Here is a 14,968-nt window from a genome sequence, read left to right as displayed (position 1 = left end):
TATATAAAACATCCATTTGTGCGTTAATTTAGGAAAGGCAGGGGACAAAAGTTGGACTCACATAAAGTCATCGAGCTTGCAAATCAGTACAGTGCAGCCGCAGAAGAGGTCAGAAGCTCAAAAATGCTCCTTGACTCCCGGTTATCTGCATTGGGCGATGCGTGGCAGGGAAAAGCAAGAGACACATTTGACCAGGATTTTGAGGAAACAAGAGCTGCCTACGACCAGTTCGAACAGGAGCTGCTTGAAACAAGCCAGGAACTTAAGGCAGCTGCCGTAAAAATAGAAGAACGAAAAGCTGAGATTGCCAGAATGGAAGAATTAGAAAGAAAAGCAAGAGAGGAAAGACATAAACTCGAGAGGTGAATAGCGTGTCAGGAAACATTGCAATTGATCCGGATAAGCTTGAACAGCTGGCAAATGATGTGGTCACAGAATTAACTGATATGGAAAACAAATATAAGGATTTGCATGGGGAGCTGGGACAGCTGATTTTACAATGCGATCCCCGCTACAGCAGCTGTTTTTCGGGGGTCGGGGATGCTTGGAGCTCAGGAAAAGCGCTCGTCAGCAAGCTGAGTGACAATGAGATATTCATCAGAAAAACGAGCGACAAATTTGTTGAGCAAGACAATATTTTACGAAAGCTTTATAACGCTTATGACAAATATGGAACGATGACAAGCTTAACCGCCCTTATGCTGACCCAGGGAAAATACTACGGATTAGGGCTTACAAAGTTTGTGAAACAGCCAAGCGGCTTACATACTGCACGCCATTCAAACATTCTATTGGACATTTCCAGAGCAGTAGACAGCTCCCGTTATCAAAAAGCAGCCAGAGTGCTTTTGAACCCAAAATATCTGTTTAAAAAGACAAACCGACCATTTTCTGATCTGGTACATAAAAAGTTTACAAAGTACTTTCCACAGGACACAGTGGATTTTTCAAACAGCGTAAGGAGCTATACAAGAGGATTTGTTAATGAAGCCGGCGTACGCTCAACGCTGAAGGACGTCGGAAAAACAGGCTTGAAATTCGCAAAAGGAAATGCCATTACAGCGACACTGATAACCGGAGCGACAGAAACGTTTGGAGCAGGCTTAAAGATCGCAGAAAACTACTCGAAATATGAAGACAAACCCGAAGTGCTCAAAAGGGAAAATGCAAAAGCTGTTGGCAATGCAGTGAATAACACGATTTTTATCGCTGGCGGGGCAACGGCAGGCGCAGTCGTCGGCGGTGCCGTCGGAAGTGTGTTAGGCCCTGTTGGCACAGTCATCGGCGGTACGATTGGTTCCGCTGTAGGCGGTTTTGTTGGAGAGAAAATTGCCAAATTCACATCAGGTTTCGCTGAAAAAGCAGCCATAAAGCTAAAAGAACCGATTCATGCTGTCGTTGATACAGCCAAGCAAGGCTTGGAAGCTGCCGGCAAGGTCGTAGAATCAGTGAATGACGGCATAGATGCGGCCAATAAAACAATTCATAAAGGAATGGAGAAAGCAAAGAAAACGGCGGACTCGCTTATACACGGCGCAACCCATTTCCTTAAAGGCAAACTTTCATTCGGATAGGAGAATAAATCATGAATCAGTTTACGATCAGCTTAGAAGAGCTCATATTTTGTTTTTACAGCGAAGGCTTTTTTGAACAGGGCATGTCACTGAAGCAAGCCTATTTCCCTGAAATTGAAGATGAGCAGCTCGGTTTCTTATTTGAAGCAGCCTGCCGTTCGCTTTTGGCGAAGGATGCTGTTGAATACCGGAATCATCAATACAGGTTAAAAGACGAGTACTGCCCGTTTATCCACGTATTAAATGACGCGGACTATACAGTAAAGCTTTCCAAGTTTGACGAACAAGGCAGTGAACGGAATGTTTCCTGCCACGTTTCTAAATTTGGCACCTACTCTCATGAGCTTCTTTTTGATGAGCAAGTACATAGCATAAAAAAAATGGAATCAAATGACGGATTGCTTACAAAAGCAGCTGAGTTTTTAAATATAATAGATACCGAGGATAAAAGCGAATCTATCCTGGCTTTGACATCAAATGAATTTGAATTACTTCTGGAAGGTGCTTCCGAGACTCCCTCCTATCTGAAGGAATTCCTTGGAAAGCACGACTATCAGGAGGACATTACCCGGTTTATAAATGATTTGGCATTGCGTAAAGGAAAGCTGGATACACTGATGCGCCTGTCTTACGATAAAGATAACGCGCCGGAAGTGGATGACATGGCTTTTATCCTGCCCGGCACCCGCCATACTTGGCTTATTACGGGTATCACGCAAAATGAATTTTCTGTCATAACAGCAAGTGTAGATATAATAAAAGATATGCTTTTTGTTAAAGAGCGATAAAGGAGAAAAACAATTGAAGAACAATGAAGTCATTAAAGTGAAAAGCAGAATGTTTTTCAGAATCTGGCTGTTTCTCGCAACTGGAGGCGCCGTGATTGCAGGTGTGTGGCTGGTGTCAGAAGCCATTACGTTCGAATCCAAATACGCTCTGCTTTATTTAGGTGGCGGATTGATGGCAATTGTCTATGGCTTGATCACATTTTCTATGGTTTTACCAGCGTTCACAAGCCGAGGAAATGTTATTTTTCGTATCAAACAAGGGCCTGATGGGAAGATTTTCACAAAAAAACGCAGCGTGCCATTTGCTGAAATCAAGCGCATTTATATGGGGCGCCATCAATACAGTTTGAAAGGGATTTTCTTTGAGGATATTATCATTGAGAAGAATGACGGCAAGATCGTTCGCATTCCGACTTGGAACATCATAGCTAATCCATTATTTTTCGAAGCGGTTGAACGCTATATGCTGCCCCATATGACGGAAGAGGCGAAAAACAATTGGATCAGCCAATTTACGGAGATTCAGCGCAGTGTGTATTTGAAGGAATTTGAAGAGAATCCGAAGCTTTAACGCGTCTCGCTCCTTTATAATGAAATACAACTGCAGTTTGAGGGGTGCGCGTGATGCTGATGACCATTCTTTTATTTCTAGCGGCGGGGCTTGCTGAAATTGGCGGGGGCTATTTGATTTGGCTGTGGCTGAGAGAAGCGAAGCCCGTCGGCTATGGGGTAGCCGGGGCGCTGATCTTGATTGTGTACGGCATTCTCCCGACGTTTCAATCCTTCCCTTCCTTCGGCCGTGTATACGCCGCTTATGGAGGGGTGTTCATCGTACTAGCTGTCTTTTGGGGGTGGCTTGTCGATCGAAAAACTCCAGATCTGTATGACTGGATCGGCGCACTGATTTGTCTGATTGGCGTTTGTGTGATTCTATTTGCGCCGCGAGCATAACAAAATGGCCTGCTTATGAAAGCGGGCCATTTTTGTTTAATCCTCTTTTAAGTTGTTCAGCAGCACTTCATGCTCCTGCTGCGGTTCATCCAGCGGATAAATTCTTGCTGTTCCGGTTTCTTCATTCACATGCTGAATGTAAATCGGCACTCCGTTGTATGTTACTTTTTTCATATCCGGTGATTCCACGATTTCTTTTGCTCTCTGTATATTCATCTCAACACCCTCCTTCACACATAACGTTTCCACTTCTTGAAAGAAGTATGCTTTATGATCCAGCGGTCATATTAAATTTTTTCAATCGTTTGTAGAAGGTGCTGCGCGGAATGCCGCTGATTTTTGCTGCTTGGGAGACGTTTCCTTTTGCTGTTTCAAGCGCATTGATGAGGATATCTTTTTGAATTTGCTCTCGGAGATTCAGCGCCTTTGTTTCAGCCCGCTTTTCTTTTACGGGGCCGATCGGCAAGCCTGACGCTTCGAGCAATAAGGAAAGCGGCTCGTCACTCAGCCTTCCGTCCGGAAATCTGATGGAAAGGCGTTCAAAAACATTAAACAGCTCGCGAATATTCCCCGGCCACTTCCATTGCTTCAGCACGTCCAAAAAGCCTGGCGGAAGCTCTCCCGGCCATCCATTTTTCTGTGTGTAGTACGCAAAGAGATCCTCAATATCTTCAAGACGGTTCCGCAGAGGAGGAAGCTGAATCGGGTAGACATGAAGGCGGTAAAACAGGTCCTCTCTGATTTTTCCGCTTTCTGCGAGTTCACGCAAATCACAATGTGTGGCAGCAATCACTCTGATATCAACTGGAATTTCCTTTGTCCCGCCAATTGGTGTAATCTTGCGTTCCTGAAGCACCCGTAAAAGCGCTACCTGCATCGAGTGGGAAATTTCTCCGATTTCATCTAGAAATAAGGTGCCATGATTCGCTTTTTGGAAGGCGCCTTTGTAGCCATTTCGTTTCGCTCCCGTAAAAGCGCCTTCTGCATAGCCGAACAGCTCGCTTTCGATTAAATCCGACGGGATCGCTCCGCAATTCACGGCTACAAACGGCCCGTTCTTACGGTCGCTGTTTTCATGAAGCGCGCGGGCCGCGACTTCCTTCCCCGTGCCGGTTTCGCCCGACAGACAAACTGTCGCATCTGCCGCGGCCGCTCGTTCGAGGCTTATGAGCATGGCTTGCGATTGCCTGCTTTGTCCGAGGACTCCATGAAATCGAAAGGCCGCTTTTTTCTTTTGTTCCGATAAATAAAAACAAGTGCCGCTGTCCCCCATGGTGACCGCTTTTTCGATCGTAAAACCCTTTTCCTTCAACTCATAAAGATGCCGGCCTTGCCAATCCGGTATTGACGTTTGTATCGGTAGGCTTGCGCCGATGATGTGCTGTTTGGCATTGCAAAGCACGATCGGCACACGGGACGATGCCCTATCGGCAAAGCGGCTGAGCAGTTCAAGCTCTTTCTCCCTGCTTTTGGCTGCCAATTCCCTTTCCGCGGCATAGGCAATCGCCGTGGCAATGCCTAGCATATTTAGGGGTGTGTGCGCTGCCGGGCAAGAGATATCAATCACCCCCGCAAGAGTGCCGTCCTCATAATGAATCGGTGCTGCTGAGCAATTCCAGTGATGGGAGGCGACAGAATAATGCTCTGAACCTTGAATGACAACTGGCTCGCTAATGTGAAGCGCCGTTCCGATTGCATTTGTGCCAACCGCTGTTTCCGTCCAGCACGCGCCTTCGATAAAGTTAATGCGTTTGGCTTCATGGAGCGCGCGGCGATGCCCGTCAAGCGCCAGCACCACGCCGTCCGCATCAATTAATAGCGCCACCATTTCCATTTCTTTTATTGCAGGCAGCAATTTTTCCAGGTAAGGCATTGCGGTCGACAGAAAGAATGAATGTTTGTTTGACTGCTGATCCAGCTCCGTTTGCTGCAAAACCTTCGGGCCTTTTTCCAAATAGGGGTTAACCTCAGCCTTTCTGCAGCGATGCCAGGACTCGGCTATCCTTTTTCTTATTCGGGCTTCATCCAGCACGCCGTCCTTCACAAAACGTTTCCAGGTTTGCAAATCGTTCGGGATCGAATTCATTCCTTGATCGTTCCTCCCTTACACGCCGTTTTCATCTATTGTAGGGGAAAAGTAAAACGCTTTCAACAATAAAAAAGCTGGCGCATTCGCCAGCTTTTCTTGTTATGCATGCACCGCAAGCCCAATTGTGCTTAACAATGCTTCGTGCAGCGTTTCCGAGAGTGTCGGATGAGCCGCGATAAAATGCTCTGCCATATCCGCCGTCATTTCACCGTTCATGATGGCAGCCGCCTGGCCGATGAGCTCGGTCACATCCGGTCCGATCATTGAGACTCCGACGATTTCACTGAACTCTGGCTCAACCACAATTTTGACCTTTCCTTCTGCTTGGTGTTTGATGAGCGCCTTCCCGTTTGCGGAAAAAGGAAATTCACCAATCTGCACATCTCCGTAAACGTGTCTCGCCTGTTTTTCTGTCAATCCGATACAAGCAATTTCCGGGGATGTATAAATACATCGGGGCACATTTTTTTCGTTCATTTTGACGTTCCGTCCTGAAGCGTGTGAAGCTGCGATGATCCCTTCATGGAAAGCGGCATGAGCCAGTTGAATGCCACCGATCGCGTCCCCGCATGCGTAGATATGAGGCACATTGGTCTGCATCTGCTCATTTACAGAAATACCTTTATGGGAAAAATCAATTCCCGCCTGCTCAAGCTGTAATCCATCCAGACGAGGTTTTCTTCCAATCGCCACCAGCACATAATCGGCCTTCGTCTTAAACTCACGCTGTCCGCTTTTCCATATCGCCGTTTTGGCTGCTGGATCAACACGCTCTAACCGGGAGGAGGTATGAACTTCAACTCCGTCTTCCTCAAGCTTTTCCTGAAAGTGACGGGCGATATCCTCATCCTCTGCCGGAATCAGCTGGCCGGCTGTTTCAATGATCGTCACCTTCGTTCCAAGTCTGGCGAACAATCCGGCATACTCGCAGCCGATCACACCGCCGCCGACAATCACAAGCGAAGCGGGAATGTCTGAAAGGGCGAGTGCGTCTTTGCTATCAATCACCCATTCGCCGTCAAACGGGGCAAAGGGCAGCTCGATCGGCTCTGATCCGGTTGCGATCAATATTTGTTCCGCCTCTCTGATTTCTTTTCCGTTCTCCCCTTTGATCAAGAGCTTCTTGTCAGAAAGAAAGGAAGCCTCTCCCTTTACGACCTGTATTTGATTTTTCTTCATTAAGTACTGTACGCCTTGGACAAGCTGGCTGACAACCTGCTGTTTCCTGCTCTGCATCTTGTTCCAATCAACCGAGATTGCACCAGGCGGAAGTTCAATTCCGAAGCGCCCGGCATGTTTGATTTTATCAAGTACGTTTGCGCTTTCTAACAAAGACTTCGTCGGAATGCAGCCTTCATTCAGACAGGTTCCTCCAAGCGAGCCTTTGTCAATGAGCAGCACGTTTCTGCCCTGCTGTGCCGCTGAGACTGCAGCGGCATAGCCTGCCGGTCCCCCTCCGATAATGGCTAGTGTCATGTCGTTTTCACCTGCTTTTCCTATAAAATTAATGCTGCCGGTTCTTCCAAATATGTTTTAATCGCCTTCAGAAAGGCAGCGGCCGGAGCGCCGTCACAGACTCTGTGATCAAATGTCAGGCTGAGCGGCAGGACCGTGCTTCTGACAATTTCCTCCCCTAGATACACCGGCGTGTCATAGCTTGCTCCGATGCCGAGTATGCCTGTTTCCGGCGGATTTAATATCGGCGTGAAATGCTCCACTCCAAAAGCGCCAAGGTTTGTAATAGAGAAGGTTGAGCCTTGCAGTTCTTCGCTTCCCGCCCGTCCCTCGCGTGCTTTTTTGGCATTTTCCGAGATGGATTGAGCCAGTTCAATCAGCGATTTCTTTTCAGCATGGCGGATCACAGGCACAACCAACCCTTTTTCAAGAGCAACAGCCATTCCAAGATGAACATGAGGATGTGTGATAATGCGCTCATTTTTGTAGAAGCTGTTCAGCATAGGATGTGATTGGAGAGCGAGCACCGCAGCTCTTGAGACAAAATGAGTCATCGTTAATTTCGTGCCGTGCCGTTCCTCTGCTGTCGGCGCAAGCTGTTTTTGAAGCGCTGCCAGCTTAGTGATATCAGCCTTCATTGTAATCGTCAGCTGGGCGCTGTTTGCCAAGCTTTCCTGCATTCTGGACGCGATCACTTTTCTCATGCCTGTAACCGGCGTTTCCTGCGCCTTTTGGTCGGATACTGGCTCAGCCTGTTCTCTTTTCTGTTCAGAAAGCGCCTTTGTGACATCATCCTTCACGATTCGTCCACCCGGTCCCGTGCCCTTCAGATTTTTCAGGTCTAACCCTGCTTTTTCCGCTATTTTTCTGGCGACTGGAGAGATTTTCAGTCTATCTTTTTTAGTGTTTGCGGGTTTGTTTTCATGTTTAAGAGGCTGGGGATCTGCTTGCCTGCTTGCTTCGGCGGCTGGCTCTTCCGTTTCTTCCTGCACCGATTCATCGGCATCCCCGATGTAGCAGATGGCCGTACCGGGCGGAACCTCTTCCCCTTCTTTCACCTTGATATCAATGAGCGTGCCCTTTTCTGGCGCTTCAATTTCCATTTCAATTTTCTCCGACTGAATGCTGGCGATGCTTTCTCCTTTTTCAACCGGATCTCCCACTTTTTTGTTCCAAATTGATACTTCTCCTTGTTTCATGGCCATTCCCAACTTTGGCATCACTACTTTGACCGCCATATGTGTCCCCCCTTTAATTCACTGCCGGCTCGCCAAGCAATTCAAGCGTGACGCTGACGATTTTATCTGGTGTCGGCAAATATTGATCTTCAAGCACTGGCGAAAACGGCACAGGTGTGTGCGGCGCTGTAATCCGCTTAATCGGCGCATCTAGCAGATCAAAGCCTTTGTCAGCCACAATCGCGGCAATATCTGTCGCTATGCTGCATCGCGGGTTGGCTTCGTCCACGATGATCAGCCGGTTTGTTTTTTCTAACGATGTGAAAATCGCGTCCTCATCCAGAGGAGACAGACTGCGGGGATCGAGTACCTCGGCTTCGATGCCTTTTTCTGATAATTGTGCTGCCGCTTCGAGTGCGGTATTGACCTGCTTGCCGATCGCAAACAGCGTGATGTCGCTGCCCTCGCGTTTGATGTCCGCTTTTCCAAGCGGGATTGTATAATACTCTTCCGGCACTTCGCCTTTCATGTTGTAGGACGTTTTGTCTTCAAAAAAGAACACCGGATCGTTGTCTTCGATTGCCGCAAGCAGCAGGCCTTTGGCGTCATACGGATTCGATGGAACAACCGTCTTCAGCCCCGGAATGCTTGTGAAAAGGCCGTACAGCGCCTGGGAGTGCTGTGCCGCAGCCCGGAAACCCGCTCCGTATGTGGTGCGGACGGTAATTGGCACTTGCGCTTTTCCGCCGAACATATAGCGGAATTTTGCCCCTTGGTTGATGACCTGGTCAAAGCACGTACCGATGAAGTCGTTAAACATCAGCTCCGCAATCGGTCTCAGCCCTGTGGATGCCGCAGCCATAGCGGCGCCCATATAGCCCGCTTCAGAAATAGGCGTATCCAGCACCCTGCTCCGTCCAAATTCCTGAACGAGCCCTTTGGTGACGCCTAATACGCCGCCCCATGCTTCATCGTCCTGCAAATGATCGACTGCCGCTCCTCCGGCTACATCCTCACCGATCAACAGCACATTTTCGTCCCTTCTCATCGCAAGTTTCATCGCCTCATTGATCGCGTCTGACATGCTTATGACTCTTGCCATCTTACATTCCTCCTTTTTCATATGAGACATATACATCTGTCAGCAGCTCTGATTCTTTCGGATATGGGCTGTCTTGGCTGAAGGAGACTGCTTTTTCAATCGATTCATTCACGCTTTGTTCAATGTCTGCCAGTTTTTTTTCATCCGTCTCTTTTAACAGATAGTTTTTAAAGCCTTGAATGGCGTCCTTTTCTTCAAGGTGCTCAGCTCTTTCATCCTTTGTTTTATAGGTTTGGGCATCTCCTTCGAAATGGCCGTAGTTTCGGTAGGTCATGCATTCAATTAAAGACGGGCCTCCGCCGTTTCTTGCTCGTGCAATTGCTTCCTCCGCTGCCTGGTAAACTGCTAAAATATCTTTTCCGTCCACGGTTACTCCCGGCATGTTATAGGCAGCTGCCCGATCAGCGATTGAATCACAGGCTGACGCGTACTCAAATGGCGTGGCTTCGCCGTAGCCATTGTTTTCAGCAATAAACACAACTGGAAGGTTCCATACAGCCGCTAAGTTGAGGCCTTCATGAAAGGTTCCTTGGTTATTTGCTCCGTCTCCGAAAAAGCAAACGCTTACATTTTTAGTCTGTTTATATTTAGCCGTGAGCGCTGACCCGCATGCGAGCGTAAACCCGCCCCCGACGATTCCATTTGCCCCCAACATGCCTTTATCGAGATCAGCAATGTGCATCGATCCGCCTTTGCCTTTACAAAGCCCGGTCGCTTTCCCGAAAATTTCAGCCATCATGCCGTTCAGATCACAGCCCTTGGCGATACAATGGCCATGCCCTCTGTGTGTGCTTGTAATGCTGTCGCCATCATCTAAGTGAGCGCACACGCCTACAGCTACCGCTTCTTCACCAGCATACAAATGGACGAATCCGGGAAGCACTCCCTCTGCGAACAGTTCATGCACTTTGTCCTCAAAGCCCCTGATTTCCAGCATCTTTTGGTACATCCACAGCGCTTTTTCCTCAGTTAATGACAAGCCTTCTCGTTTTAACAGTTCCATTGTGTGTGCCTCCTTCTATTTAGGGTTCACAATAATAAATGCAAGAAGTGTGCCAATCTTTGGAGCCCGTAAAATCAGTCTTCTCGTCTTCACCCTGGAGACAGTTTGAGACGGGTGTCTCGTTTTGTCTCATACTGATTCATTTGTATCATTTTACAGATGCAAAAAAGACCGGATATCACCCGGCCTTTGACAATGTTCGACGTATTTATTTCCTTGGAAATTTTTTAACTTCCCAGTTCCTCTGCATCGTTTGACTGAATCACTGCTTTTGAAAGAAAATCAATTGAATATTGCGGAACCGCTTTTTTCAGATCTGCTTCGATTGCCTTCGATGCTACTTCATTTACATGCTTTGCTACTGATTCGGTATATGCTTCTTCAATTCCATCGCACGTTACTTTAGGATGGAGAAATCCCTTCGTACACATTGGGTAGCGATGAGATTGGATGTTTGCTTGCTTGGAATACATATTCAGAGGTTTTAGCGTTATATACCCCATTTGTGATCTTGATTTCTTTTTTTGGATAGGTTTCCTTCACATAAGAGGTAAGCTTCTGCTCTGCAGCACTTTTCGAAAATGGATCACCGAACCATACATGGTAGATATATAGCCCGTATCCGAATACCGCAATAACAAGCAAGCCAAACACAAGTTTTTTCATGTTCACACTCTTTTCTTGATATGTACGTGCTACAGTTCATGCTTGTCTTCAACCGCCCGGTTCAGTGCTTGAAGCATGTAGCCAATGCCTTTGTATGATAACAGGGGCCAATTGATATATTGATGCTCGCCGATGACGGCGTTTAGGACGCTTCGATATTTTTTCCCGCCAAGCATGACAAGCTCTTCGATGTCGGAAAAGCCTTTTTCGCAAAATTGGTGGCGCAGCTCCTCCGCTGTCATGATTTCCGGATGACCGGTGCCAAAAGTCACATCGTAATTTCCTGATACGATATCATTAGGGCGAAGAAAGCCGTGCTTCGCCGACAAAATCACCCACTCATCGAAAAATGATTTCGCATACCGCTCGCACGCCTGATGAAACGGGCTGAGATAAGCGACCTCTGCTCTTACCGGCCCGGCATCAGGCTGGACATCCCAGATTTTTTTCTTGCCGCAGGGGATGATGCATAGTCGTTTCATATTGATTTTCGAACTCCTTTTGTCTTCTGGACTATCACAATGATTAAAATCCCGATCATAATCGCACAACCAACAGCGAACGTAATCAACGGATACAAAAGAGGAATTATGATATTGGGGATCACTTCATACATATCAGAATGATACCCCATTGAATTTCCTCCAACGTATGAAAAATTGAGCAGTTTCACACTCAATGGATCCTCGCTTCGATCAGAATAGCTTAGAAGCTTCTCCTGTACAGTTCCATCCTGGTTGATCTTGATTATTTTCCATTTGCTTTTTTCAAGACTTATTAGATCGTCAGTTATTCTCTGAACAATGTAAACCAGATTTTGATCAGTCTTTCGATCCTTTACCGTTAATATTTCAAGCCATGAAAAGTATCTCCCTCCTCTTTTTCGATTAGAAAGCCATACTTCAGAAGGTGAGGAGAGGTATCGGCCATCTAATTGATACTGTATGTTAACAATCTCTCCGGCAGGAACGTCTTCATCTTTATCCCAGCTTGTCAGGGGCGCATGTTTTCCTGTTTTGCCTTCAATAATCCTAATATGATGATTAAAAATGTTGATATGTTGAGTATCTATTGCAGATTCATAACCATGCTTGTCTTGATATGCATAATGAATGTCATAACGATTTGTTACGTTGTGATCTATTATATTTTCTCTCAATAGTACAAAGATAGGATAGGCTGACATCACGATCAGCAGCAGGCCTATACCTGTACAAAAATGCATTCTCTTCATTTGATTCTCCTCTTTTTTTCATACCTATCAATGTACCATAAATCCAACAAATCGTCTCCTTTATTTGGAAAGCGTTTCGAATGACATAAAAAAAGAGGGGATTCCCCCTCTACTTCAACAGCTTCAATGCCGCTTGCTTCAGCAGCTGAACGCTTCGCGGAAGAATATCTTCCTGAATATCGAACTTTTCATGATGATGCGGGGCAGCGATGTCGGTGCCAATGATCATATATGTCCCTTTTCCTCCCCGCTCCTGAACTCTTTTGATCATATAGCTTGCGTCTTCACTTCCTCTTGAGCCGGTCTGGATGCCTTGCAGTGAGGAAAATCCGCCAACCTCTCCAGCAGCTTCTAGCACGGTCGAAACCATTTCCTCGTCACATTTGATCGGAATCGCTCCGCCGATGATTTCGACCTCATGTTCAAGCTCATGCATGGCTGCGCTGTGGGCGATGATCTTTCTCACCCGCTCTTCCAGATCGCGGTTGACCTCTTCTGAATCTGACCGCGTTTCAATGATCATTTTCGCGTGCTGCGGGATGATATTGGCCGCTGTTCCGCCTTCAAGCACGCCGACATTGATCCGGGTATCGCCCGAGCTGAAACGCGGAATGGCATGTATATTTAAAAGCGCCGTCGCCGCCCCTAGCAAAGCATTTCTGCCATGCTCCGGAGCCGCTCCTGCATGTGAGGAGACGCCCCGGAAATGAGCAGCCATTTTCGTAGTGGCCAGAAATCCTTCTGCACCGCCGTATACTTCCCCAAGCGGCACATTAGTCCCCAGATGATGGCAGAGGAGATAATCAACATCGTCCAGCATGCCTTTCTCAGTAACGGCATACGCTCCGCGGACACCCTCCTCAGCGGGCTGGAAAATCAGCTTCAGAGTACCTGCAAAGTTTCGATGTGCCAGCGCTTCAGCAACGCCTAGCCCGATCGCGGTATGTCCGTCATGGGCGCATGCGTGCATATTTCCTTCAAATGCAGAACGGAAGCCCTTGGCGTGAGGACCATGGTCAGCATCTGCGCTTTCTGTAATTGGCAGTGCATCCATATCAAAACGAAGTGCAACGACGGGCCCCGGCGCATTTCCTTCAAGCGTTCCAATAACTGCGGTATATCCGCCTTTCATTGCCGCAATGGTACCAGGATCGGCTCCATTTTCTATTGCACGGTCAAACGCGCGCTCCAGCTCTTTTTCTGATGGGACGCCTCTGCGGGTTTCACCATCCATTGCGTCCTTGCCATATGTCACGTGATATCCGAGAGCTTGAAGGGTTTCCACAACCTTTCCGGCCGTGCGAAATTCTGTGAAGCCCAGTTCGGGATGCCGGTGTAAATCTCGTCTTATTTGTATAATATCCATATGTCTCCCACCCTTTGTCGTTTTTACTTTGCATAAACGCCCGGTCCGATCGGCCAGCCGAATATGTACCAAATGAACATCATGAGAAGCCACGCCAAGAAGAATAGAACCGTATACGGAATCATGGTTGAAATCACAGTTCCAAAGCCCGCATCGGATTTGTAGCGTTTATAATAAGCCATCAGCATTGGCAAATACGGATTCATCGGCGTAATGGTGTTGGTGGCGGAATCCGCAATCCGATAGGCAATTTGAATAAACGCGGGATGAAAATCCAGCAGCATCAGCATCGGGATAAACACAGGGGCCAGCAGCGCCCATAAAGCAGAGCCGCTCGTAATAAACAGACTGACGATACAAGTCAGCAACGAAAATCCGATTAAAACAGGAAAACCTGTTAAATGGATGGATTCCAGAAAGTCCGCTCCTTTTACTGCCATAAAAATTCCCATATTGCTCCACGTGAAAAAGGCGATAAACTGCGAAATAACAAATACGAGTACAATAAAGCCTGACATGCCTTTAATGGAATCTCCCATCAGCCTCGGGACGTCTGTCTGATTCTTAATGCGTCCGGCCACGATGCCATAAACAACCGATACAGTAATAAAGAACAGCAGAATGATGGGGATGATGCCTTTCAGAAAAGGCGAGGAAAGAATCGATCCGTTTTCAGGATCACGCAGAAGCGCTCCCTCTGGAACAACTAATAAAGCAACGACTCCAGCATATAAAAGAGCCGCTCCCCCCGCCGCCTTCAGTGCTTTGATCTCTTTTCCCGTTAACGCCGCCATTTCAGGCTTGTATTCTCCGCGGTAGCTGCCAAGCCGGGGTTCAACGATTTTGTCAGTAATCCATGCACCGATAAAGGCTAAAACAAATACGGAGGCCGCCATGAAAAACCAGTTGTCGACTGCCGATACCTGAGCATGTTTATCGACCGTTTGTGCGACCTGTGTGGTAATGCCGGATAGAAGCGCGTCTGTTCCTGCGATCATCAGATTGGCCGTAAATCCTGACCCTACTCCTGCTGCAGCGGCCGCAAAGCCGGCAAGAGGATGACGCCCGGCTGCCATAAAAATCAAGGCGCCCACCGGCGGGATAATAACCCATGCCGCATCAGACGCCAGATTTCCCAAAATCCCGACAAATACGACGGAATAGCTGATGATCGCTTTCGGAACATGCAACATCATCTTTTGCAGCACAGCCTCGATCAAACCGACGCGTTCCGCTAGGCCGATGCCGAGCACCATCGTAAGCACAAGTCCGAGAGGCGGAAATTGAACGAAGTTGTTCACAGCTTCCGTCAGCATCCAGTGAATGCCTTCGATGCTGAGCAAACTCTTAACGGCTACCTCTTTCCCATCACCCGGATGTGTCACTGCGTTTCCTGCCAGCAAAACAGACATGGCAATGATGATCATCGATAAATAGATAAATAACATAAAAGGATCAGGCAATTTGTTTCCGACCGTTTCGACCAACTTTAATAGTCCTTTATGCTCGATTTTTTGTAAAGAATCAGCGGTCGTGACTTCCGGCAGATGTTTAGCCATAGC

General features: G+C 47.5%; 15 protein-coding genes and 1 pseudogene. 5 read left to right on the top strand and 11 right to left on the bottom strand.

What is annotated here, in order from left to right; all coding sequences use genetic code 11:
* Positions 1–51 precede the first annotated feature (51 nt).
* Genes NST56_RS04450 through NST56_RS04430 form a run of 5 tightly spaced genes read left to right on the top strand, consistent with a single transcriptional unit; the run spans position 52 to position 3,313 of the window.
* Complete coding sequence (locus NST56_RS04450; protein WP_010333424.1) at positions 52–366, top strand: WXG100 family type VII secretion target; 315 nt, start codon at positions 52–54, stop codon at positions 364–366.
* Between the two features lie 5 nt (positions 367–371).
* Positions 372–1,574 carry a hypothetical protein gene (locus NST56_RS04445; RefSeq protein ID WP_339180314.1) on the top strand — a complete coding sequence of 401 codons (1,203 nt, stop codon included), beginning with the start codon at positions 372–374 and terminating at the stop codon, positions 1,572–1,574.
* A gap of 11 nt (positions 1,575–1,585) precedes the next feature.
* Complete coding sequence (locus NST56_RS04440; RefSeq protein WP_010333422.1) at positions 1,586–2,362, top strand: hypothetical protein; 777 nt, start codon at positions 1,586–1,588, stop codon at positions 2,360–2,362.
* 13 nt (positions 2,363–2,375) lie between these two features.
* Positions 2,376–2,933 (top strand): YfjD family protein, encoded by a 558-nt coding sequence (locus NST56_RS04435; RefSeq protein ID WP_168747221.1) that lies wholly within the window; start codon positions 2,376–2,378, stop codon positions 2,931–2,933.
* Positions 2,934–2,983: 50 nt separating this feature from the next.
* Positions 2,984–3,313 (top strand): YnfA family protein, encoded by a 330-nt coding sequence (locus NST56_RS04430; protein ID WP_081720824.1) that lies wholly within the window; start codon positions 2,984–2,986, stop codon positions 3,311–3,313.
* Between the two features lie 36 nt (positions 3,314–3,349).
* Here NST56_RS04430 and NST56_RS04425 read toward each other — a convergent pair whose 3' ends face one another.
* From NST56_RS04425 to NST56_RS04375, 11 genes and pseudogenes are all read right to left on the bottom strand, one after another.
* Positions 3,350–3,529: a small acid-soluble spore protein H gene (locus NST56_RS04425; protein ID WP_010333419.1), complete on the bottom strand. Its 180-nt coding sequence runs from the start codon at positions 3,527–3,529 to the stop codon at positions 3,350–3,352.
* Between the two features lie 52 nt (positions 3,530–3,581).
* Complete coding sequence (locus NST56_RS04420; protein ID WP_339180307.1) at positions 3,582–5,399, bottom strand: sigma-54-dependent Fis family transcriptional regulator; 1,818 nt, start codon at positions 5,397–5,399, stop codon at positions 3,582–3,584.
* Positions 5,400–5,501: 102 nt separating this feature from the next.
* Positions 5,502–6,878, bottom strand: coding sequence for a dihydrolipoyl dehydrogenase (gene lpdA / locus NST56_RS04415; RefSeq protein WP_339180304.1), 1,377 nt, complete (start codon positions 6,876–6,878; stop codon positions 5,502–5,504).
* 20 nt (positions 6,879–6,898) lie between these two features.
* Positions 6,899–8,095 (bottom strand): dihydrolipoamide acetyltransferase family protein, encoded by a 1,197-nt coding sequence (locus tag NST56_RS04410; protein ID WP_339180302.1) that lies wholly within the window; start codon positions 8,093–8,095, stop codon positions 6,899–6,901.
* 13 nt (positions 8,096–8,108) lie between these two features.
* Entirely contained in the window at positions 8,109–9,137 is a 1,029-nt protein-coding gene (acoB, locus tag NST56_RS04405; protein ID WP_010333415.1) for an acetoin:2,6-dichlorophenolindophenol oxidoreductase subunit beta, read from the bottom strand.
* Between the two features lies 1 nt (position 9,138).
* Positions 9,139–10,140, bottom strand: coding sequence for an acetoin:2,6-dichlorophenolindophenol oxidoreductase subunit alpha (gene acoA, locus NST56_RS04400; RefSeq protein WP_339180300.1), 1,002 nt, complete (start codon positions 10,138–10,140; stop codon positions 9,139–9,141).
* Between the two features lie 227 nt (positions 10,141–10,367).
* Positions 10,368–10,806 (bottom strand): annotated as a pseudogene (locus NST56_RS04395) (hypothetical protein).
* 29 nt (positions 10,807–10,835) lie between these two features.
* Positions 10,836–11,288, bottom strand: coding sequence for a DUF6884 domain-containing protein (locus NST56_RS04390; RefSeq protein ID WP_339180297.1), 453 nt, complete (start codon positions 11,286–11,288; stop codon positions 10,836–10,838).
* Positions 11,285–12,040, bottom strand: coding sequence for a hypothetical protein (locus NST56_RS04385; protein WP_339180294.1), 756 nt, complete (start codon positions 12,038–12,040; stop codon positions 11,285–11,287). The genes NST56_RS04390 and NST56_RS04385 overlap by 4 nt, the downstream gene beginning before the upstream one ends.
* Positions 12,041–12,149: 109 nt before the next feature.
* Entirely contained in the window at positions 12,150–13,406 is a 1,257-nt protein-coding gene (locus tag NST56_RS04380; RefSeq protein WP_339180291.1) for an amidohydrolase, read from the bottom strand.
* A 23-nt stretch (positions 13,407–13,429) separates the two neighbouring features.
* Complete coding sequence (locus tag NST56_RS04375) at positions 13,430–14,965, bottom strand: AbgT family transporter (RefSeq protein WP_339180288.1); 1,536 nt, start codon at positions 14,963–14,965, stop codon at positions 13,430–13,432.
* Positions 14,966–14,968: the final 3 nt, after the last annotated feature.

Source organism: Bacillus sp. FSL R5-0560 (assembly GCF_037966305.1).
GTDB lineage: Bacteria > Bacillota > Bacilli > Bacillales > Bacillaceae > Bacillus > Bacillus mojavensis.
This window is presented reverse-complemented; position numbering and strand designations above follow the sequence as displayed.